Origin of the sequence: Streptomyces alanosinicus, assembly GCF_014650595.1 — a bacterium.
GTDB classification, from domain to species: domain Bacteria; phylum Actinomycetota; class Actinomycetes; order Streptomycetales; family Streptomycetaceae; genus Streptomyces; species Streptomyces alanosinicus.
Genome location: NZ_BMVG01000039.1, coordinates 17166 through 38571 on the forward strand (window position 1 = coordinate 17166; position 21406 = coordinate 38571).

Below are 21406 nucleotides of genomic sequence, written 5' to 3' on the forward strand. Positions count from 1 at the left end.
GGACCGGTCTGCCATCAGGGAACCAGCGGGGTCCCAAGGTGACAGCACTGTGACGCTTGTGCCCACCGCAAACCGGCCAGGACCGGACCACCGGTATACGGCGCGCTCAACGCGTGTAGCGGTACGTCGTCGTGGCCTCCTCGTACAACCGGGTCACCGCGTCCCGCTCGGCCTCCGGGCCGCGGACCTGAACGATGTGATAACGGCCGTTCAGCAGGATCGCCATGTTCCGCACGAACAGGTCCCGGCCCTGCCCGTCGGTCCAGGTGAACTGCCCCTCGGCCATGGTGCGTCCGCCGACCTCGATGGTCCTCAGCCCGGTGGCCGTGGCCCAGCTGGAGGCGCGGTAGGGCTGGAGTTCGCTCTCCTTGTCCCGCTGGTAGACCATCGGATCGCCGCCGTAGGAGGCGGCGCTGTCCCGTCCGGGTACGACGATCAGCTCGAAGTTCCCGTGCGCGTAGACCACCTGGCCGCTGCCGTTCTTCGGGGTGCGGTCCCAGCCCTTGGCCACGGCGATCTCGAAACCGTCCGGATCCTTTTGCAGGGTGAAGCCGTCGGCGACGGAGGGTTCGCCGTCGGTCTGGGTCCCGGTGGCGGGCGCGGAGGCGGCGGGGCCGGCGTCCGCGGACTGCCCGGAGGACGGCTGCCCGGAGGACGGCTGCGGGGTGGTGGGTGCGGGGCTCGCCTGCCCCGCGCTGCCGGTGCGGTCGCCGTCCGCCGCTCCGCTGTTGCCGTGCTTCGGCATGAACAGCATCGCGTACGCGATCGCCCCGGCCAGCAGGAGCAGGATCAGCAGGAGCAGGGTCCGGCCGAGGCTGCGCGGCGAACGTGCCTCCTCCCGGGCCCGCTTGTGCCGGCCGTGCGGATGGGGCTCGGGCAGCGTGGCGCGCCGGCGCCGCAGCCGGACCAGTTCACCGCGCCGGCGGACGATCGGCAGCCGCCGCGGGTCGGCGGACGGCACGGACACGACGTGGGTGCCGGCGTCGGGCTCGGGCGCGGACCGCACCAGCGAGCGCAGCCAGCCGTTCAGCTCCTCGAAGTCCAGGCGCTCGGTGGGGTCCTGGCGCAGCAGCGACTCCACGACCGGCCGCAGCGGACCGCACTCCTCGGCGAAGGCGGGCGGCTCGGCGCAGACCAGCTGCACCAGCTCGGCCGTCGACTCCTCCGGGTAGGGCGCGTGCCCCTGCACGGCCCGGAACAGCAGCGCGCCGAGCGCCCACAGGTCGGTCGCGGGCCCGATCGGCGCCGCGAGCTGCCAGTTCTCGTGCACGGGCCCGGCCTGCTCCGGCGCCCACCGCTCGGTCACCGGCCCGACGACGGTCATCCGCACCTGCCGCGCCCGCTCAGCCGCCAACGCCGTCCCGGGCCCCCGCCGGACCCCGCCGGAATCCGTCGCCTCGTCCCAACGGGAGGCGCGCTGCTCCGCGAGGGGGCTCCGGCCGGGGAGACCCGGATCGCCGTAGCCGGGCGGGACGGGCCCGCGGGGGTGCGTGCCATAAGCCGACGGGACGGCCCCGTGCCGCCCGGCCTCAATGCCGGTTCCCTGGGCCGCGCCCGGTCCCCGGTCATGGGCCTGGGCCTGGGCCTGGGCCTGGGCCTGGGCCTGGGCCGGCAGCGACGGCTGTCCGGGGCGGGGCGCCGCCGGGGGCAGCCCCGGGCGCCGCGTGACACCACCCAGGGCCGGGGAGCCACCGGAATCGGAGCGCGGCGAGACACCGTGCCAGGGAGAACCGTGCACGCCGTAGGGGTCGACGGTCCGGCCGGGGGGAGCCGGAGTACCGGGCCCGCCGGGACCGCCGGAGGACCTGCCAGGACTACCCGTTACACCAGGACCGCCGGGGTCGCCGGTTCCGCCAGGTCTGCCGGGGCCGCCCGTTACGCCGGGGCCTCCAGGGCCGCCCGACCCTCCGGAACTACCCATTCCGCGAGGGCCGCCGAAGCCACCGGGACCATCCGATACGCCGAGACCGCCAAGGCCGTCCGGTCCTCCGATGCCGCCAGGGCCTCCCGGACCGCCCATTCCGCCAGGACCACCGGAACCGCCCGGCCCTCCGGAACCACCCATTCCGCCAGGACCGCCGAAGCCGCCAGATCCTTCGGGACCACCTATTCCGCCAGGACCGGCGAGGCCGCCAAGGCCGTCAGAGCTGCCGAGGCCGCCCGTTACGCCAGTGCCGCCCGGCCCTCCGGAACCACCCATTCCGCCAGGGTTGTGGAGGTCGCCAGATCCTTCGGGACCACCCGTTACACCGGGGCCGCCGAAGCCGCCGCGACCACCTGATACGCCGGGATCGCCAGGTCCGTCTGGTCCTCCGATGCCGCCTGGGCCACCGGTTCCGCCGGGGCCGTCTGAGGCGCCCGGGCCGCCTGGGGCGCCGGTTCCGTCTGGGTACGGCGTCGGTGGTGCGCTGTCGGCGTGGTCGGGGTCGGTGCTGGGCTCGGAGGGGGGTCGGGCGCCGGGCAGTGCGGGGTGTACGGTCTGCCTGGCCTCCTGTACGCGGGCGGCGGCCCGCGCACCCGCGCGGTACGCGGCGATGGCCCCGGCCCGGGCGGCACGGATGTCCGCCCCGCTCGTCCCGCTCGTCCCGTTCTCCAAGGCCCGCCGGCCCGCCGGGCCGGACGCGCCGGTCCCGGTCCCGCCGGACGTCCCGTTCGCCACCGGCGCCGACAGTCCGCCGGCCGCCCGCGCCTGGATCGCGGCCCGGCGCGCGGCCTCGGGGTCGACGTCGGGATCGACACCGGCGGGGCCGCCGGAAGCCGGCCCGCCCCCCTGCCCGCCGGCGAACGCACCGCCGCCCGAGCCGGCCGCACCCGGCCCCGCAGACCCGCCCGAGCCGCCGCGCGGCCCGACGGCCCCCGGTGCGGCCCACTCCGCCCCGGCCACCGTCTGCACGGGCGCCGGAGCGCCCTCCTCCGGCACCGGGTCGTACCCGCAGAGCGCCTCCTCCGCGGCACCCGTCGCGAGACCGGTCAGCATCACCCGGCCGTCGTCGCAGACCAGCACCGTACGCGCGGTGATGTTGCGATGCACCCAGCCGTGGCCGTGCAGCACCCGGAGCGCCATCAGCACATCGGAGGCGACCTCGGCCGCCCGGTACGGCGACAGCGGCTGTTCGGCGAGCAGCGCGGCCAGCGGACGCGCGGACACCCACTCACTCACTATCCACAGCGACCCGCCCTCGGCGAACACGTCGAAGACCTGGTCCAGACGCGGATGGTCGGGGATGCGGGCCGCCGCCTGCACGGCCTCGACGGCGCGCCGGACGGCCGGGTCGGCGGGCCGGCGGGAGGCGGTCCGGGCGTCCGGCGCCCGCCGGGTCCCGCGCTCACGCGCGGTGAACCCCTCGGGCAGTCCCTCGGCGTCGAGCACCTCCGCCTCGACGACCTCCGGCAACGGCACCTGCCGGACAAGCACTTCCTGGCCGCTGTAGGTGTCGAAGGCGCGGGTCTCGGTGAACTCGTACTCGTCGGAGGGCGGCAACGGCAGGCGGTAGCGGTCGGCGAGCACCCGACCCGCGTAGTCGTCCACGCTGCCTCCCCCGGCCGCCCGGTCGGTCATATCCGTTCGCCTCACGACCCGTTCCGCACACACATCCGGCTGCGTACGGTCCGCAACCATTCACGATACGTGCCGGAGGCAACCCGCATTGAGTGGATGACGGATTCTCACGTCCCAAACCGCCACCCGGGCCCCACGGCGTGGGTCCGCGGCGGCTACGACTTGGGTGCGAAGGACGCCGTCAGCGTCTTCCAGGTGTCCTGGCGCAGCGCGCCGTCCCAGTCCGCGGCCTTCGCGGTGTACATCAGTCCGTAGGCGAGATGGTCGTTGACCACGAAACCCCGGTCGATGGTGCGGTACTCGGTGCCGCCGTCGGAGTACGTGAACTCCCAGTCGGCCGTGTTCCAGCCGCGGTAGTCCACCTTCTCTATACGGATCTTGTGATACTGCGAACGCACCATGTAGCGCTCCTGGTTCCGCCAGTCCGCCACCGGGTCGCCCTTGGGGCTGTCGGTCCAGCCGACGAGCAGATTCTGCCCGTCGGGACCGGTGTAGCGGTCGCCCGCGTCGTCACTGGACTTGTACGACCATCCCTTGGGCAGGCCGATCGAGTACCCCTGGCCGCCCTTGCGGGTCGAGGCCACCGGCGCGCTCCCGCCGCCCTGCGAACCGGACGTGCCGGACGAGCCCGAGCCGGTGGAGGCGCTCGCGTCCACGGCGGTGCCCGAAGCGGAACCGGTGCCGGCCGACGACGGGTTCGCCCCGTCCGTCCGGGTCCCGCCGCCCGCGGCCTTGCCGCCCTTGTCCTGCTTGGCGGACGCTCCGGCGCCCGCCGTCGTCCGGTGGGCCCCGCTGCCCTTGTCGTCCTTGCCGCCGTCACCGCTGAGGGCGATGGCAAGGACGGTGCCGAGCACCGCGAGGGCGGCCACCACGGCGATGATCACCAGCGTGCGCCTGGGCACCACGTCGGTCAGCGGCGCCCGGGGCACCGGCCGCGGCGGCAGGTCCAGGTCCGGCGGCGGCATCACAGGCCAGCCCGAACTCGGCTTGTTGGCACCGGACTTCGACGCCCCGGCGGCGCCGGAAGCGGATCCCGACTGTCTCCCGGCGGCCCCGGCACCCGTCGCGGGGGAGGCCCCGGACCGGGCCCCGCCGGAGCTGGCTGGCCGCGCCCCACCGGACGTGGCCGGGCGGGCCCCGCCGAAGCTGGCGGTCCGCGCTCCGCCGGGCGTGGCCGGGCGTGCCCCGCCAGGGGCCGCGGGCCGGGCCCCGCCGGCGGCGGCACCGCCGGCGCCCGTCGTTCCGCCCGCGCCCGGTGCGGCCGGGTCCGCGCCGCTCTTCGTCCGCGCCGAGGCCGCGGCGCCGGCCGCCCCCGCCGCCTTGCGGACCGAACGCAGCGCGCCGCGCAGCTTCTCCCCGGCCTCCTCGCCACGCCTGCCGTCGGACGCGCCGGGCGGCGGCGGCAGCGGCACCACCCGGGTGGCGTCCATCGGCTCGGGCTCGGGCGCGTGGATGACGTGGTTGAACATGACCCGGGCCCCGGCGTCGTCGAGCCGCTCGGCCGGATCCTTGGTGAGCAGGCCGTAGATGACGTCCCGGAGCGGGCCCGCGTTCTTGGGCTCCTCCAGGGGCTCGGTCATCACCGCGGTGAGCGTGGCGATCGCCGACCCCTTGTCGTACGGCGGCACGCCCTCGACCGAGGCGTACAGCAGCCCGCCGAGCGACCACAGGTCGGCCGCGGGCCCCGGCTTGTGACCCCGGGCGCGCTCGGGCGCGATGTAGGAGGGGGCGCCGACCAGCATGCCGGTGGAGGTGATGGACGGGTCGCCCTCGACCTGAGCGATACCGAAGTCGGTGAGCACGACCCGGCCGTCCTCGGCGATGAGGACGTTGGACGGCTTCACATCGCGGTGCAGGATGCCCTCACGGTGCGCGGAGCGCAGCACGTCGAGGACGGCGAGGCCCACCTCGGCGGCGCGCCGGGGCTCCAGCACGCCGTCCTCGCGGATGACCTCGGCGAGGGACTTGCCCTCCACCAACTCCATGACGATCCACGGCCGGTCGTCCTCGTCGACCACGTCGAAGACCGTCACCGCGCTGTTGTTGCGGATCCGGGCGATCGCCTTGGCCTCGCGCAGGGTGCGCGTGATCAGGCGCCGCTTCTCCTCCTCGTCGATGTTCGACGGGAACCGCAGTTCCTTGACGGCGACCGTCCGGCCCAGGGTCTCGTCCTCGGCACGCCAGACCGTGCCCATACCGCCCCGGCCCAGCACGTCCCCCAGCCGGTACCGCCCGGCGAGGAGACGACGCTCGCCCTTGTCCTGACGAGTCCCCTGACGCGATGTACCCGCCCGCTCCGTCTCCGACATGCGTCCCCTCATGCAACCCGCCCTGACAGAGCCTCCATTGTCTCTCACTCGACAAGTGCGCCTCGCCCAGGGTGCCCCTGGCCACGGCCCGCCCGCCACGGACCGCGCGGTCATGCGGAGCGAGGGCTGCGCCTACCGGGATGATGGGTCGTAAGAAGGGCGAAACCGGCACCCCTCCATGCCAGTTCGACCGGTCTGCGCCCCGCCGGTGTCAGCTGAGCGGCACGATGTCCGGCGCCCCCAGTCGCGCCGCGTCCGCCGTCTGGTCGTCGGGCTGGAGCTGGGACTCCCGCTCGGCCTCCACCCGCTTCTCGTAGTGCTCGACCTCGCGCTCGATCTGGTCCTTGTCCCAGCCGAGGACCGGCGCCATCAGCCCCGCCGCCTCGCGGGCGCTGCGCGTGCCCCGGTCGAAGGTCTCGATGGAGATACGGGTGCGGCGGGTGAGGACGTCGTCCAGATGCCGGGCGCCCTCGTGCGAGGCGGCGTACACCACCTCGGCGCGCAGATAGTCGTCGGCGCCCTGCAGCGGCTCGCCCAGGCCCGGGTCGGCGGCGATGAGCTCCAGGACCTCCTCGGCCATGGAGCCGTAGCGGTTCAGCAGGTGCTCGACGCGGGCCACATGGAGTCCGGTGCGGGCGGCGATGCGGGCGCGCGCGTTCCACAGCGCCTGGTAGCCCTCCGCGCCCAGCAGCGGGGTCTCCTCCGTCACACAGTCGGCGACCCGCATGTCCAGCCCGTGCACCGCCTCGTCGACCGCGTCCTTCGCCATCACCCGGTACGTCGTGTACTTGCCACCCGCCACGACCACGAGTCCCGGCACCGGATGGGCGACGGTGTGCTCCCTGGACAGCTTGCTGGTGGCGTCGGACTCCCCGGCGAGCAGCGGACGCAGACCCGCGTACACGCCCTGGACGTCGTCGCGGCCGAGCGGCACCGCGAGAACCGAGTTCACATGCTCCAGCAGGTAGTCGATGTCGGCGCTGGAGGCGGCCGGATGGGCCTTGTCGAGGTCCCAGTCGGTGTCGGTGGTGCCGATGATCCAGTGCCGTCCCCAGGGGATGACGAAGAGGACGGACTTCTCGGTGCGCAGGATCAGTCCGGACGCGGAGTGGATGCGGTCCTTGGGCACGACCAGGTGGATGCCCTTGGAGGCGCGGACGTGGAACTGGCCGCGCTCCCCCACCATGGCCTGGGTGTCGTCGGTCCACACACCGGTCGCGTTCACCACCTGCTTGGCGCGGATCTCGTACTCCCCGCCGCCCTCCACGTCCTGCACCCGGGCGCCGACCACCCGCTCGCCCTCGCGCAGGAACCCGGTCACCCGCGCGCGGTTGGCCACCTTCGCGCCGTAGGACGCGGCCGTGCGCACCAGCGTGGCCACGAAGCGGGCGTCGTCCATCTGGGCGTCGTAGTACTGCAGGGCGCCGACCAGGGCGTCCTTCTTCAGGCAGGGGGCGACACGCAGGGCGTGACGGTGGCTCAGATGCCGGTGCAGGGGCAGTCCCCGGCCGTGTCCGCGCGCCATCGACATCGCGTCGTAGAGCGCGACGCCCGAGCCCGCGTACAGCCGCTCCCAGCCCTTGTGCTGCAACGGGTAGAGGAACGGCACCGGCTTGACCAGGTGTGGAGCGAGCCGCTCCAGCAGCAGCCCACGCTCCTTCAGCGCTTCCCGTACGAGGGCGAAGTCGAGCATCTCCAGATAGCGCAGCCCGCCGTGGATCAGCTTGCTGGACCGGCTGGAGGTGCCGGACGCCCAGTCGCGGGCCTCGACCAGACCGGTGGACAGCCCACGGGTGACGGCGTCCAGCGCGGTGCCCGCGCCGACGACTCCGGCGCCGATCACCAGCACGTCCAGCTCCCGCTCCGCCATCGCCGCCAGTGCCTCGGCGCGCTGCGCCGGCCCCAGAGTCGCTGTCCTCACCGCTGCCTCCCGCTGTCCCAGACCCGCTCGCGTCGGCCGCACCCCGTGGGCGAAGCCCGGTTCATCCCCTCCTCATGCCCAAATTGTGACCGGGTTGCCCGACTTCAGCCACCACGGCCTCCCAACCTGTGGACAACTCACGCACAACCCTCGGAAGACACACGAACACAATCACACATAACAGTCATATGTGTACCTAGTCTGACAGGGCACTCGCGCACGACCTGTCGACAGCGGTTGCGCACCTGTCCCGCTTCGGCTACTGGAAGGACGGCCCACGCATGCCCGCAGACCTCGCCGTCATCGGACTCGGCTCCTACGGCTTGCCGCTCGCCCAGGCCGCCGTCGCCGCACGCATCCCCACCGTCGGTTTCGCCACCGGCCCGGAGGAGGGCTCGCTGAGCCCTGCCGAGCTGCGCCGGATGCACCAGGCCGGTTTCCGGCCCGGCACCGACCCGGCCGAGCTCGGCCGGGTGCGCACCGCGGTGATCTGCGCGTCGACCCCGCGCGGCACCGACGGCGCACTGGACCTCGGCGAGGTGGAGACGGCGGCCCGCGCGCTGGCCGAGCGGCTGCGCCCGCACACCACGGTCATCCTGGAGTCGCCGGTGCTGCCCGGCACGACAGAGACGTTCCTGCGGCCGCTGCTGGAGGAGGGCTCCGGGCTGCGCGCCGGCCGCGACTTCCACCTCGCCTACTCCCCGAGCCGGGTCGACCCCGGCAGCCGCGGCCACTCCCCCGCCAGCATCCCCAAGGTCATCGGCGGTCTCACCCCCGCCTGCACCGAGTCGGCCGCCGCCTTCTACAGCCGGCTCACCGACAAGGTGGTGCGCGCGCGTGGGCTGCGCGAGGCGGAGACGGTGCAGCTGCTGGAGACCAACTTCCGGCATGTGAACATCGCGCTCGTCAACGAGATGGCCGTGCTCTGTCATGAGCTGGGTGTCGACCTGTGGGACGTCATCCGGTGCGCGGAGACCAAACCCTTCGGCTTCCAGGCCTTCCGGCCGGGGCCGGGCGTCGGCGGGCACGGTGTCCCGCAGGACCTGACCGGCCACGCCACCCGCACCCTGCGGATGGTGGAGCTGGCCCAGCAGGTCAACCACCGCATGCCGCGCTATGTCGTCCAGCGGGCCGCCACGCTCCTGAACGAGCACGGCAAGTCCGCCCGCGCCGCGCGCGTGCTGCTGCTCGGCGTCACCTACAAGCCCGACATCGCCGATCAGCAGGGCACCCCGGCCCAGGAGATCGCGATCCGGCTGATGGAGCTGGGCGCGTCGGTGAGCTACCACGACCCGCACGTGGCCTTCTGGAACGTCCTGGAGCGCCCGGTGCCGCGCGCGGACGCGCTCTACGACGCCGCGGCCGACGCGGACCTGACGATCCTGCTCCAGAACCACCGGACGTACGACCTGCAGGCCCTGTCGGTGAAGGCCCAACTGCTGCTGGACACCCGCGGAACCACCCCGATGGGCTCGGCGCACCGGCTCTGAGCCCGGTCACGAACGGAAAACAGCCGGGAGCGTTGTCACCCCCGGCTGTTAATCTCCCCCGGACTCACCGAACGCGCCGCACGCGCGCGTGTACGGGGGTCTTCCGTTTCTGTTCTTCAGTCATGCTCTTTTTCGGGGGGATTTCTGTCATGAGCCAGTCAGCTCCATCTCCGCAGCAGCCGCCGTCCGGTCCGGTAGGCGGCAACCCGTACGCCGGGCAGGGCCCGGCCGGCGCGCCGTACCCGCCGCAGCAGGGCGCCGTCAGCGGCCAGCCCGGCGCGTTCCCCGGCCAGCCCGGCGCGTTCCCCGGCCAGCCGGGCGCCTTCGCCCCGCCGGCGCCGGCCGCGCCCGCCCGGAACAACCTCGTCCTCGGTGTGGTCGCCGCGGTCGTCGCCGCCATGGCCGCCGCCGCGCTCTACGGCCTCGTCATCGGCGCCACCAAGCACGAGATCGGCTACGCGGCCGTCGGCGTCGGCTTCGTCGTCGGTCTCGCGGCCGGCAAGGCGGGCGGCCGCAACCCGGTCCTCCCGATCGCCGCCGTCGTCCTGGCCCTGGCCGCCGTCTACCTCGGCCAGCTCGTGGGCGAGGCCATGATCGGCGCCAAGGAGAGCGGCCTGGACTTCTCCGACGTCTTCTTCAACCACTTCGACCTGGTCCAGAAGGCCTGGAAGGAGGAGGCCGACCCGCTGACGTTCCTCTTCTTCGCCATCGCCGGGTTCGCCGCGTTCTCCGCCACCAAGAAGGCCGCCGCCTGACCCCGTCCCACAAGCGGCAGGGCCCGGTCACCTTCTCGGTGACCGGGCCCTTCGCGTCCTACTGCCGGCGGAGACGCGTCAGCGGCGGTGCTGGCTGTCCGCGACCGTCACCTCGACCCGCTGGAACTCCTTCAGCTCGCTGTAGCCGGTCGTGGCCATCGCGCGGCGCAGGGCACCGAAGAAGTTCATCGAGCCGTCGGGGGTGTGGGACGGGCCGGTGAGGACCTCCTCGATGGTGCCCACCGTGCCGAGGTCGACCTTCTTGCCGCGGGGCAGCTCCTCGTTGACCGCCTCCATGCCCCAGTGGTGGCCCCTGCCGGGCGCGTCCGTGGCACGGGCCAGCGGGGAGCCCATCATCACGGCGTCGGCGCCGCAGGCGATCGCCTTGGGCAGGTCGCCGGACCAGCCGACACCGCCGTCCGCGATCACGTGCACATACCGGCCGCCGGACTCGTCCATGTAGTCACGGCGGGCCGCGGCCACGTCGGCGACGGCCGTGGCCATCGGGACCTGGATGCCCAGCACGTTGCGCGTGGTGTGGGCGGCGCCGCCGCCGAAGCCCACGAGCACACCCGCGGCGCCCGTGCGCATCAGGTGCAGGGCCGCGGTGTACGTGGCGCAGCCGCCGACGATCACCGGGACGTCCAGCTCGTAGATGAACTGCTTCAGGTTCAGCGGCTCGTGCGAGGACGAGACGTGCTCCGCCGAGACCGTCGTACCGCGGATGACGAAGATGTCCACACCCGCGTCCACGACCGCCTTGGAGAACTGGGCGGTGCGCTGCGGGGAGAGCGCGGCCGCCGTGACCACGCCGGAGTCGCGCACCTCCTTGATGCGGGCGCCGATCAGCTCCTCCTTGATCGGCGCGGCGTACACCTCCTGGAGGCGGCGGGTCGCCTGCTCGGCGGGCAGCTCGGCGATCTCGTCGAGCAGCGGCTGCGGGTCCTCGTACCTCGTCCACAGGCCTTCGAGGTTGAGCACCCCGAGGCCGCCCAGCTCACCGATGCGGATCGCGGTGGCCGGGGAGACGACCGAGTCCATGGGTGCGGCCAGGAAGGGCAGCTCGAAGCGGTAGGCGTCGATCTGCCAGGCGATCGAGACCTCCTTCGGGTCCCGCGTACGGCGGCTGGGGACGACGGCGATGTCGTCGAAGGCGTACGCCCTGCGGCCGCGCTTGCCGCGCCCGATCTCGATCTCAGTCACGTCTTGGCCTTTCCCTGATGCGTTTCAGCGTCTCCCAGTATCGCCGACGGGTACGACAACGGCGGCCCCGGAGGTTCCGGAGCCGCCGTCGGTCATGCCTGAACGGGCTTCACGCGCGCGTGCACGTCACTTCTTGCTGCTGTAGTTGGGCGCCTCGACCGTCATCTGGATGTCGTGCGGGTGGCTCTCCTTCAGACCCGCCGAGGTGATCCGCACGAAGCGGCCGTTCGCCTGGAGCTCGGGGACCGTGCTGCCGCCGACGTAGAACATCGACTGGCGCAGACCGCCGACCAGCTGGTGCACGACGGAGGCGAGCGGGCCGCGGTAGGGCACCTGGCCCTCGATGCCCTCGGGGATCAGCTGCTCGTCGGAGGCGACGCCCTCCTGGAAGTAGCGGTCCTTGGAGAACGACTTGCGGTCGCCGCGGGTCTGCATCGCGGCGAGCGAGCCCATGCCGCGGTACGACTTGAACTGCTTGCCGTTGATGAACAGCAGCTCGCCCGGGGACTCCTCGCAGCCCGCGAGCAGCGAGCCGAGCATCACCGTGTCGGCGCCCGCGACCAGGGCCTTGGCGATGTCGCCGGAGTACTGCAGACCGCCGTCGCCGATGACCGGGACGCCGGCCTCCTTGGCGGCGAGCGCGGCCTCGTAGATCGCGGTGACCTGCGGGACGCCGACGCCGGCGACCACGCGCGTGGTGCAGATGGAGCCGGGGCCCACGCCGACCTTGATGCCGTCGGCACCCGCGTCGACCAGGGCCTGGGCGCCGTCGCGCGTGGCCACGTTGCCGCCGATGACGTCGACGCCGGAGGAGTTCGACTTGATCTTGGCGATCATGTCGCCGACCAGGCGGGAGTGGCCGTGCGCGGTGTCCACGACGATGAAGTCGGCGCCGGCCTCGATCAGGGCCTGGGCGCGCTCGAAGGCGTCACCGGCCACGCCGACCGCCGCGCCGACCAGGAGGCGGCCGTCGGCGTCCTTGGCGGCGTTCGGGTACTGCTCCGCCTTGACGAAGTCCTTGACGGTGATGAGGCCCTTGAGGACACCCTTGTCGTCGACGAGCGGCAGCTTCTCGATCTTGTGCTTGCGCAGCAGCTCCATGGCATCCGGACCGGAGATGCCGACCTTGCCGGTGACCAGCGGCATCGGGGTCATCACCTCGTGCACCCGGCGGCTGCGGTCGCTCTCGAAGGCCATGTCACGGTTGGTGACGATGCCGAGGAGCTTCTTGTCGCCGTCGGTCACCGGGACGCCGCTGATGCGGAACCTGGCGCACAGCGCGTCGGCCTCCGCGAGCGTGGCCTCCGGGTGGATGGTGATGGGGTCGGTGACCATGCCGGACTCGGAGCGCTTCACCAGATCGACCTGGTTGGCCTGGTCCTCGATGGAGAGGTTGCGGTGCAGCACGCCGACGCCGCCCTGGCGGGCCATCGCGATCGCCATGCGGGACTCGGTCACCTTGTCCATGGCGGCGGACAGCAGCGGGATGTTGACCCGCACGTTCTTGGAGACGTACGAGGCGGTGTCGATCTCGTCGGGTGCCATGTCCGACGCGCCCGGCAGCAGCAGCACGTCGTCGTAGGTCAGCCCGAGTGTCGCGAATTTACCGGGCACTCCGTCGACGTTGGCAGTCATGACACCTTCCCCAAATGGCCTTGATCGGTGCGGATGTCCATGCTAACGGGAAGCATCGCTAGCAAATTCCACGGTAGGGGCTTGCTTCAGGCTTCGTATGTTCGTACGGAAACGGGGACGCGCCTGTTCAGCGAAGGAGCTACCAGGGGTCCGCACACGGGGGTTACTGTTCGGCGAGCGCCCTGAGGCGGCTCAGTGCCCGGTGCTGGGCCACGCGGACCGCGCCGGGTGACATTCCCAACATCTGCCCCGTCTCCTCCGCGGTCAAGCCCACGGCGATACGCAGCAGGAGCAGTTCGCGCTGGTTCTCGGGGAGGTTGGCGAGAAGCTTCTTCGCCCACGCGGCGTCGCTGTTGAGCAGGGCGCGCTCCTCGGGGCCGAGGGAGTCGTCCGGGCGCTCGGGCATCTCGTCGGACGGCACCGCCGTGGATCCGGGGTGACGCATCGCGGCGCGCTGCAGGTCGGCCACCTTGTGGGAGGCGATGGCGAAGACGAACGCCTCGAAGGGGCGCCCGGTGTCCCGGTACCGGGGCAGGGCGAGGAGGACGGCCACACAGACCTCCTGGGCCAGGTCCTCCACGAAGTGGCGTGCGTCGCCGGGCAGCCGGGACAGCCGGGTGCGGCAGTAGCGCAGCGCCAGCGGGTGGACATGGGCGAGCAGATCGTGCGTGGCCTGCTCGTCCCCGTCGACAGCGCGATGCACGAGCGCACCGATCGCCCCCTGGGCCGTGCCCGCCTCGTCCTCGCGCATCGGTCCATCGTGCCTTGCGGCCGTCCGGTCCGTCGCATCGTGCTCGTGGTTATGCACCGAAGCGTTATGAGCAGGCGCGCCGGCACTCATCCCCTGCGCCCTCCCCTTCACCTCGACCGACTCGTCCCCGAGAGACTCCACACCTCAAGGATGCGGCATCGGCGGCGAAACGAGCATCGCCCATCCGGCGGGCCGCCTTGCGCCGCGCCCGCCGAAGCGTCCGACCGGGTCGTACGCCGGGGGCGCGAACAGCCGTCCCGCATACGGCCCGACGCCCGCCGCACGGCGCCGACCACGGGTGTTCGGCAAGTGGATCTCCGTGCACGCGCGCGAGCGGTCCCCCGGCCGCCGGTCTGCCGCGGCGCCGGACGAGTGTGACGGGGTCCACCCCTCGTAGCCCCGTCACGACCGCGCCCAGGGGCATCCGGAGCTTCCGAGGCATGCCACCGGCATCCGCCCCCGGGAACGACGAGAACGCACCACGCGCGCGACCGTCCCCCCGGCATCCCGACCGGGACACGACACCACGACACCGGCACCACGACGCAGCACCACGACACCGGCACCACGGCACGGCGCTACGACGCCCGGCCCGACTCGCGGCGGTGGCGCTACGACGCCCGGCCCGACTCGTCGCGGTGGCGCTACGGCACCCGGCCCGACTCGTCGCGGTGACGCTACGGCACCCGGCCCCAGGGGACGCGGGCGGCCGCACGGCGAGGGACGCGCACGACCGCGTCGCAACCCGCCACGCACAAGACCGCGTAGCACCGGACCGCGCGTACGACCGCGTCACACCCCACCACGCACACGATCGTGTCGCACCGGACCACGCGCACGACCACATCGCACCCGATCGCAGGCACGACCAGGGCGCGCGGATGCCGGGCGCGCCGACGCGCCTGCGGAGCCGCAGGGCACCTCGCCCACCGGGTCGTACACCCGCGTCGCCCACCACGCCTACGGCCGACGCACGCCGACACACCGGCGCGGCCGGTCGGCACGCTGCTGGAGCCGCGAGGCGCGCTCGTCCGGCCCGCACACCTCGGGCCCCGCAGGAATCACTCGTCCGGCCCCGGAGCAGCCCGGCGTCATGCCGTAAGCGGGTCCTGGGCCCGGCCGGTGGACGGCACGAGTGCCCCGCAGCGCATGCCGGGACCGCTGCCGTGGGTGTTTCGGGCGCCGAAAGGGCGCCCGGCTGCTGCCAGGGGAGGCGGACACCCACCCGGCGGGGGTGCCCGATGGCGGTCGGCCTCGCCTGCCCCGAAGGGCCGCGCACCGCCTACCGAACCAGTCCCCAGCGGAAGCCGAGCGCCACCGCGTGGGCCCGGTCCGAGGCGCCGAGCTTCTTGAACAGCCGTCGCGCGTGCGTCTTGACGGTGTCCTCGGAGAGGAACAGCTCGCGGCCGATCTCGGCGTTGGAGCGACCGTGGCTCATGCCCTCCAGGACCTGGATCTCGCGCGCGGTGAGCGTGGGCGCGGCGCCCATCTCGGCCGAGCGCAGCCGGCGCGGGGCCAGCCGCCAGGTCGGGTCGGCGAGGGCCTGTGTCACCGTGGCGCGCAGCTCCGCGCGCGAGGCGTCCTTGTGCAGATAGCCCCGGGCGCCGGCGGCGACCGCGAGAGCCACGCCGTCGAGGTCCTCGGCGACCGTGAGCATGATGATGCGCGCGCCGGGGTCGGCGGAGAGCAGCCGCCGCACGGTCTCCACACCGCCCAGGCCGGGCATGCGCACATCCATCAGGATGAGGTCGGAGCGGTCGGCGCCCCAGCGGCGGAGGACTTCCTCGCCGTTGGCCGCCGTCGTCACGCGCTCGACGCCGGGCACGGTCGCTACCGCGCGGCGGAGCGCCTCTCGGGCAAGCGGGGAGTCGTCGCAGACGAGGACGGATGTCATGACCGCCCTCCGCAGCTGATGCGCGTCACCTTGAGCCTCCAGGCTGGTACGGAATCGTCACCTGTGCGGTCGACCGTCTCGGACGCCTGCCCGAGCGCTTGTGTTTTCAACCGCCTCCGCACTCTCAACGACGGTCACTCGAAAGAGTTACGGGGCTACATGCCGTCTTCGGCACTCTACGTGAGGGTCTCGACACGGTGCAGACATGGCCAACAGACCCTCAACTTTTCATCACAACTATGCCCCATTTGGACGCTTTTCTTCCCGTTTTGTGGTGTCCGAGGCTAGATTGCCAATGAGTCATATTTTCATCTCCTTAGACCGGAGATGTACGGTCGATGGCACCGTATCCGCTCAGAACGGCTACAAGGGGTCACGTAATGGCAGATTTCTCCCGCCTTCCCGGACCGAACGCGGACCTGTGGGACTGGCAGCTGCTGGCTGCCTGTCGCGGTGTGGACAGCTCGCTCTTCTTCCACCCCGAGGGCGAGCGCGGGGCGGCTCGGAGCGCTCGTGAGAACTCGGCCAAGGAGGTCTGCATGAGGTGCCCTGTCCGCGCGGAGTGCGCGGCGCACGCGCTGGCGGTACGCGAGCCGTACGGCGTGTGGGGCGGCCTGACCGAGGACGAGCGCGAGGAGTTGATGGGGCGGGCGCGCAACCGCCTGGTGGCAGCCTCGGCCGCCGGCGCGGACACCGCCTCGAACCCATAGAAGTAACGTTTCTGCACCCTCAGGCCCACCGGAGCACGCCCGGTGTGCCGCGCTATCGCACGCCCCTCGGGCACGCGGGCGCCGATGAGGCACCGCCACTCTCCCGCGACCTGACCCGCCGGACAGGCCCTAGCCGCGGCCGGTCGCGCGGGCCAGTTGCTCCAGGGTCGCCGCCACGGCCGGGACCTGGGCCAGGTCGGGCAGGGTGAGGGCGACGATCTGGCGGCGTACGGCAGGCTCCAGCCGCACCGTCCGCACTCCTCTGGGCCGCACCGACTCCACCGCGAGCTGCGGCAGCACGGCGACGCCCAGCCCCGCGCCGACCAGGCCGACCACCGCCGGATAGTCGTCCGTGGCGAAGTCGATGCGCGGGGTGAAACCGGCTCCCTCGCACACCTCGACCAGCTGGCCGCGGCAGCGCGGGCAGCCGGCGATCCAGGGCTCCTGCGCCAGCTCGCCGATGGCGACACTCTCCGCGCGCCCAAGGCGGTGCCGCTCGGGCACCAGGGCGACCAGACGGTCCGCCAGCAGAGGCCGTACGACCAGGTCGTCCCAGTCCTCGGCGACCGCCGCCCCCTCGTAACGGAAGGCGAGGGCCAGGTCGCAGTCGCCCTCGCGTAGCAGCTCCACCGACTTCGGGGGTTCGGCCTCCTCCAGGGAGACGCGGGTGCCGGGGTGGGCGGCGCGCAGGGCGGCCAGGGCGGTGGGGACCAGGGTGGAGCTGCCGCTGGGGAAGGAGACCAGCCGGACCCGGCCGGCGCGCAGACCCGCGATGGCCGCGACCTCCTCCTCGGCCGCGGTGAGCCCGGCGAGGATCCCAGAGGCGTGCCTGACCAGCGCTTCTCCGGCCTGGGTCAGACGCATCTCACGGCCGTTGCGCACCAGCAGCGGGGTGCCGACCGAGGTCTCCAGGGCCTTCATCTGCTGACTCACGGCGGGCTGGGTGCAGCCCAGTTCCCGCCCCGCCGCCGAGAAGGAGCCGGTGGCGGCGACGGCGCGCAGGACGCGGAGATGACGAGCCTCGATCACCCTTCGAGTATAAGAGCAACTTGGAGATGACGCACAATATTCGCTCGACGCTTTGAGTCGGAGTGCCGTACCGTGCGGATATGAAGCTTCTTTCGGTCAATCTGGGGCATCCCCGGGCGGTGCCGTACACGGACCAGCCGGAGGGCGTGACGGGCATCGACAAGAAGCCGGTCGACGGTCCGGTTCGGGTGAGCGCGCCGGGGCCCAAGGGCGTGGGCGGGAGCGGGCTCACCGGGGACGCGGTGTGCGACCGGCGGCACCACGGCGGTGACGACCAGGCGGTGTACGCGTATGCGCGCGAGGACCTCGACGCCTGGGAGCAAGCGACCGGCCGGCCGCTGGCCAACGGCTGTTTCGGGGAGAATCTGACGACGGACGGCCTGGACCTGTCCGGGGCGCTGATCGGCGAGCGCTGGCGGATCGGCGCCGAGGTGGTGCTGGAGGTGACCTCGGCCCGGATCCCGTGTCGCACGTTCCAGGGCCATTTGGGCGAGCGCGGCTGGGTCAAGAGATTCACGCAGAAGGGCGCAACGGGCGCCTACCTCCGGGTGATCGAACCGGGCGAGGTGCGGGCGGGCGACCCGATCGAGATCGTGCACCGGCCGGACCACGGGGTGACGGTGGCGATGCAGTTCCGCGCGGTCACCACCGAGCGGGAGCTGCTGCCCCGTGTCCTCGCGGCGGGCGAGGCGCTGCACGCGGAGACGCTGGCGGCGGCCCGCAAGTACGCGGCGGCGCGGGAGGACTGAGAGACCGTCGGCCGGTCCGCCGCCCGGCCCCATGCGCAGCGGACGCGCCCACTCCGGGTCACTACCCTTGGGCCATGACAACGGCTCTGATTACGGGATCGACCGCGGGGATCGGTGCCGCGTTCGCGCGGCGGCTGGCGGCTGACGGGCATGACCTCGTCCTGGTGGCCCGGGACACCAAGCGGCTGCGCGAACAGGCGACCGAACTGCATGACCGGCACGGCATCGAGGTGGAGGTGCTGACCGCCGATCTGTCCGAGGACAAGGGCATCGAGACGGTCGCCGACCGCCTCGGCGACCGGAAGAACCCGGTCGACCTGCTGATCAACAACGCCGGCTTCGGCAACAAGGGCCGCTATCTCGAAGTGTCCATGGCCGACGAGCTGAAGATGCTCAAGGTGCACTGCGAGGCGGTGCTCCGGCTGACCTCGGCGGCGTCGGAGGCGATGCGCGAGCGCGGCCGGGGCGGCGTCGTCAACGTGGCCTCGGTGGCCGCCTTCGTCCCCCGGGGCACCTACGGCGCCTCCAAGGCCTGGGTCGTGCAGTTCACCCAGGGCGCGGCCCGGGACCTGGCCGGCAGCGGTGTCCGGCTGATGGCGCTGTGCCCCGGCTTCGTGCGCACCGAGTTCCACCAGCGGGCCGGCATGGGCACGGACAATATCCCGGGTTGGATGTGGCTGGATGCCGACAAGCTGGTCGCGGCGGCCCTGGCCGACCTGGCGCACGGCAAGTCCCTGTCCATCCCCGACCCCCGTTACAAGACCCTGATGGGCCTGGTGAAGGTCGCCCCGCGCGGGCTGCTGGGCGGGATCTCCTCCCGGACGGGCCGCAAGTACGGGCCGCAGTAGCGGGTGGGTGGCGCTGCCGTCCCGGTGCGAAAATGGGCGTGACACAACCGGGCCAGGGGGGCCGGGAGGCAGCGTCATGACCTTCGTACAGCTCATCGACTGCAGGACGAGCCGGCTGGACGAGATGAACCGGCTCATGGACGACTGGGTCGAACAGACCAAGGGGAAGCGGACGGCGACGCACGCGCTGGTGGGCAGGGACCGGTCGGACGGCTCGCACATCGTCGAGGTCGTGGAGTTCCCGTCCTACGAGGAGGCGATGCGGAACTCGCACCTCCCGGAGACCGACAAGATCTTCCAGGGGATCCTCGCCCTGTGCGACGAGACGCCGACGTTCACCGATCTGGACGTCGTGCGCGACGAGCGGCTGGCCGAGGACACCGTACGGCGGTTCCTGCGGACGCTGGCGGCACCGGGTGAACTGCCGCCGCTCAACGACCTGTTGGACGAGGACATCCACAGCCACGATCCGGCCGACCCGCAGGACACCATCGGGCTGGACAACGCCCGCAAGGAGTACGGGATGTGGCGGGCGGCCTTCGACTTCGGTTTCACCGTCGAGGACGTCCTCGCCCAGGGCGAGCGGGCCTGCGCGCGGTGGCGCTGGGACGCCACGCACAAGGGCGACTTCCTGGGGATCGCGCCCACCGGGCGGCAGGTCGCCATGACCGGGACGACGATGTTCCGGTTCGGCGCCGACGGCAAGATCGCCGAGATCTGGTGGCATGACGACAGGCTGGGTCTGATGCAACAGCTAGGCGCGCTGGACGAGTTGGAGACGTAGGCCTAGGGACGGCGGACAGGGCGAAGGCCCGGCACCCCGTGGCGGGGTGCCGGGCCTTCGTGACGAGCGTCAGGCTCAGTGGGCGTGGCCGTGGCCGTGGCCCGCGGCGGCCGGCTCTTCCTCTTCCTTCTTCTCGACGACCAGGGTCTCGGTCGTGAGCAGCAGGGAGGCGATGGAGGCGGCGTTCTCCAGGGCGGAGCGGGTGACCTTGACCGGGTCGATGACGCCGGCCTTGATCAGGTCGCCGTACTCGCCGGTGGCGGCGTTGTAGCCCTGCCCCTTCTCCAGGTCCTTGACCTTGGAGACGATGACGTAGCCCTCCTGGCCGGCGTTCTCGCCGATCCAGCGCAGCGGCTCGACGACCGCGTTGCGGACCACGGAGACACCCGTGGCCTCGTCGCCGGCCTTGTCGAGGTTGCCCTCAAGGACCTTGGAGGCGTGCACCAGAGCGGAGCCACCACCGGAGACGATGCCCTCCTCGACCGCGGCGCGGGTCGCGGAGATGGCGTCCTCCAGACGGTGCTTCTTCTCCTTCAGCTCCACTTCGGTGGCGGCGCCGACCTTGATCACGCACACGCCGCCGGCCAGCTTCGCGAGGCGCTCCTGGAGCTTCTCACGGTCCCAGTCGGAGTCGGTGTTCTCGATCTCGGCCTTGATCTGCGCGACACGGCCGTGCACGTCCTCGGTCTTGCCGGCACCGTCGACGAGGGTGGTGTCGTCCTTGGTGACGGTCACGCGGCGGGCGGAGCCCAGCACGTCCAGACCGGCCTGGTCGAGCTTGAGGCCGACCTCCTCGGAGATGACCGTGGCGCCGGTGAGGACCGCCATGTCCTGCAGCATCGCCTTGCGGCGGTCGCCGAAGCCGGGGGCCTTCACCGCGACGGCGTTGAAGGTGCCGCGGATCTTGTTGACCACCAGGGTCGACAGGGCCTCGCCCTCGACGTCCTCGGCGATGATCAGCAGCGGCTTGGAGGAGCCGGCCTGGATGACCTTCTCCAGCAGCGGCAGCAGGTCCTGGATGGAGGAGATCTTGCCCTGGTTGATGAGGATGTACGGGTCCTCCAGGACGGCCTCCATGCGCTCCTGGTCCGTCACGAAGTACGGCGACAGGTAGCCCTTGTCGAAGGCCATGCCCTCGGTGAAGTCCAGCTCCAGACCGAAGGTGTTGGACTCCTCGACGGTGATGACACCGTCCTTGCCGACCTTGTCCATGGCCTCGGCGATCAGCTCGCCGACCTGCTGGTCCTGGGCGGACAGCGCGGCGACGGCGGCGATGTCGGACTTCTCGTCGATCGGGCGGGCCGAGGCGAGCAGCTCGTCGGACATGGCCTTGACCGCGGCGTCGATGCCCTTCTTCAGGGAGGCCGGGGAGGCGCCGGCGGCGACGTTCTTCAGCCCCTCGCGCACCAGCGCCTGGGCGAGCACGGTGGCGGTGGTGGTGCCGTCACCCGCGATGTCGTTGGTCTTGGTCGCCACCTCCTTCACCAGCTGCGCGCCGAGGTTCTCGTACGGGTCCTCGATCTCGACCTCACGGGCGATCGTGACACCGTCGTTGGTGATGGTGGGGGCGCCGAACTTCTTGTCGATGACGACGTTGCGGCCCTTGGGGCCGATCGTCACCTTCACCGTGTCGGCCAGCTTGTTGACGCCGCGCTCAAGGGCGCGACGGGCGTCCTCGTCGAACTTCAGAATCTTCGCCATGACAGCGGAAGCCCTCTCGGAAATCTATTGGGTGTAAAGACAACTGCGCCCCGGACGCCCGGCTTCGT

At 72.1% G+C, this 21406-nt stretch carries 15 protein-coding genes; 6 read left to right on the plus strand and 9 right to left on the minus strand.

Annotated features, from left to right (window positions below; translation table 11 throughout):
- Positions 1–106 precede the first annotated feature (106 nt).
- The 3 genes from IE277_RS38775 to IE277_RS38785 form a co-directional block, all read right to left on the minus strand.
- Complete coding sequence (locus IE277_RS38775; RefSeq protein WP_373310975.1) at positions 107–3529, minus strand: serine/threonine kinase C-terminal domain-containing protein; 3423 nt, start codon at positions 3527–3529, stop codon at positions 107–109.
- A gap of 185 nt (positions 3530–3714) precedes the next feature.
- Positions 3715–5868 (minus strand): serine/threonine-protein kinase, encoded by a 2154-nt coding sequence (locus tag IE277_RS38780; RefSeq protein ID WP_189958456.1) that lies wholly within the window; start codon positions 5866–5868, stop codon positions 3715–3717.
- 211 nt (positions 5869–6079) lie between these two features.
- On the minus strand, positions 6080–7789 hold the full coding sequence (locus IE277_RS38785) for a glycerol-3-phosphate dehydrogenase/oxidase (protein ID WP_189958457.1): 1710 nt from the start codon (positions 7787–7789) through the stop codon (positions 6080–6082).
- Between the two features lie 281 nt (positions 7790–8070).
- Between IE277_RS38785 and IE277_RS38790 the strand changes: the two genes are divergently transcribed.
- Positions 8071–9279, plus strand: a complete 1209-nt coding sequence (locus tag IE277_RS38790) for a nucleotide sugar dehydrogenase (RefSeq protein ID WP_189958458.1) — start codon at positions 8071–8073, stop codon at positions 9277–9279.
- Between the two features lie 149 nt (positions 9280–9428).
- Positions 9429–10034: a hypothetical protein gene (locus IE277_RS38795; protein ID WP_189958459.1), complete on the plus strand. Its 606-nt coding sequence runs from the start codon at positions 9429–9431 to the stop codon at positions 10032–10034.
- Between the two features lie 78 nt (positions 10035–10112).
- Here the strand turns inward: IE277_RS38795 and IE277_RS38800 are convergent, their stop codons facing one another.
- The 4 genes from IE277_RS38800 to IE277_RS38815 form a co-directional block, all read right to left on the minus strand.
- Positions 10113–11237, minus strand: a complete 1125-nt coding sequence (locus IE277_RS38800; RefSeq protein WP_189958460.1) for a GuaB3 family IMP dehydrogenase-related protein — start codon at positions 11235–11237, stop codon at positions 10113–10115.
- Between the two features lie 126 nt (positions 11238–11363).
- Positions 11364–12872 (minus strand): IMP dehydrogenase, encoded by a 1509-nt coding sequence (guaB, locus tag IE277_RS38805; protein ID WP_189958461.1) that lies wholly within the window; start codon positions 12870–12872, stop codon positions 11364–11366.
- 163 nt (positions 12873–13035) lie between these two features.
- Entirely contained in the window at positions 13036–13623 is a 588-nt protein-coding gene (locus IE277_RS38810; protein WP_189958462.1) for a sigma-70 family RNA polymerase sigma factor, read from the minus strand.
- 1282 nt (positions 13624–14905) lie between these two features.
- On the minus strand, positions 14906–15517 hold the full coding sequence (locus tag IE277_RS38815) for a response regulator transcription factor (RefSeq protein WP_003948568.1): 612 nt from the start codon (positions 15515–15517) through the stop codon (positions 14906–14908).
- A 380-nt stretch (positions 15518–15897) separates the two neighbouring features.
- Between IE277_RS38815 and IE277_RS38820 the strand changes: the two genes are divergently transcribed.
- Positions 15898–16227: a WhiB family transcriptional regulator gene (locus IE277_RS38820; RefSeq protein WP_189958463.1), complete on the plus strand. Its 330-nt coding sequence runs from the start codon at positions 15898–15900 to the stop codon at positions 16225–16227.
- 129 nt (positions 16228–16356) lie between these two features.
- Here the strand turns inward: IE277_RS38820 and IE277_RS38825 are convergent, their stop codons facing one another.
- On the minus strand, positions 16357–17256 hold the full coding sequence (locus IE277_RS38825) for a LysR family transcriptional regulator (RefSeq protein ID WP_189958464.1): 900 nt from the start codon (positions 17254–17256) through the stop codon (positions 16357–16359).
- 80 nt (positions 17257–17336) lie between these two features.
- Here IE277_RS38825 and IE277_RS38830 point away from each other — a divergent pair, with 80 nt between their 5' ends.
- From IE277_RS38830 to IE277_RS38840, 3 genes are all read left to right on the plus strand, one after another.
- Complete coding sequence (locus IE277_RS38830; protein WP_189958465.1) at positions 17337–18005, plus strand: MOSC domain-containing protein; 669 nt, start codon at positions 17337–17339, stop codon at positions 18003–18005.
- A 74-nt stretch (positions 18006–18079) separates the two neighbouring features.
- The gene (locus tag IE277_RS38835) at positions 18080–18853 is read left to right on the plus strand and encodes an SDR family NAD(P)-dependent oxidoreductase (RefSeq protein WP_189958466.1); all 774 of its coding nucleotides are present in this window, start codon (positions 18080–18082) and stop codon (positions 18851–18853) included.
- 76 nt (positions 18854–18929) lie between these two features.
- Entirely contained in the window at positions 18930–19637 is a 708-nt protein-coding gene (locus IE277_RS38840) for an ester cyclase (protein ID WP_189958467.1), read from the plus strand.
- A gap of 75 nt (positions 19638–19712) precedes the next feature.
- Here the strand turns inward: IE277_RS38840 and groL are convergent, their stop codons facing one another.
- Entirely contained in the window at positions 19713–21338 is a 1626-nt protein-coding gene (gene groL / locus IE277_RS38845; protein ID WP_189958468.1) for a chaperonin GroEL, read from the minus strand.
- Positions 21339–21406: the final 68 nt, after the last annotated feature.